The organism is Romboutsia sp. 13368 (genome assembly GCF_018336475.1).
Taxonomy (GTDB): Bacteria; Bacillota; Clostridia; order Peptostreptococcales; family Peptostreptococcaceae; genus Romboutsia.
Genome location: NZ_CP048741.1, coordinates 1,086,512 through 1,087,247, shown reverse-complemented (window position 1 = coordinate 1,087,247; position 736 = coordinate 1,086,512). Strand labels below are relative to the sequence as shown.

General features: G+C 26.3%; 1 protein-coding gene. It reads left to right on the top strand.

Translation table 11 applies throughout. The annotated features are described in order from the left end of the window. Positions 1-58: 58 nt before the first annotated feature. Entirely contained in the window at positions 59-715 is a 657-nt protein-coding gene (locus tag G3997_RS04410; protein ID WP_296648705.1) for an HD domain-containing protein, read from the top strand. Positions 716-736 lie beyond the last annotated feature (21 nt).

Here is a 736-nt window from a genome sequence, read left to right as displayed (position 1 = left end):
ACTAAAGTATCTAGAGGAAAATCTATGTTAGATAGTGTCATAAAGAAAGGTTAATAAAATGAATGAGAATTTAATGATAGAAAAAACCAAAGAATTTGTTAAAAATAAATTATATGGTGAAGGAAGTGGACATGATTGGTTTCATATAGAAAGGGTATATAATCTAGCTAAATATATAGCGAAAAAAGAAAATGCAGACTCTTTTATTGTTGAAATGACAGCATTATTACATGATATTGATGATTGGAAATTTTCAAATGATAATGATACAAATACTACAGTTACAGAAAACTTTCTAAAATCCATAAATATAGATGATGATGCTATTAAGAAAATAATTAAAATAATAGAAACTATGTCCTTTAAAGGTGGGGTTGTTGACTCAACACAGCATACTATTGAAGRAAAGGTAGTTCAAGATGCAGACAGACTTGATGCTATAGGTGCTATAGGAATTGCTAGAACCTTTGCCTATGGAGGAAGCAAAAATCGATTAATGTATGACCCAGAAATTAAGCCGATAGATTTTAAGTCTTTAGATGAAGTTAAAAGTGCAGAAAATCATACAATAAATCATTTCTATGAAAAATTATTAAAATTAAAAGATTTAATGAATACAGATACAGCAAAAGAAATAGCAGAAAAAAGACATAAAATTATGGAAGATTTTCTAAATGAATTTTATTATGAATGGAATTTTAATGAGAAATATTAATATGATAAGCTARTATAATAT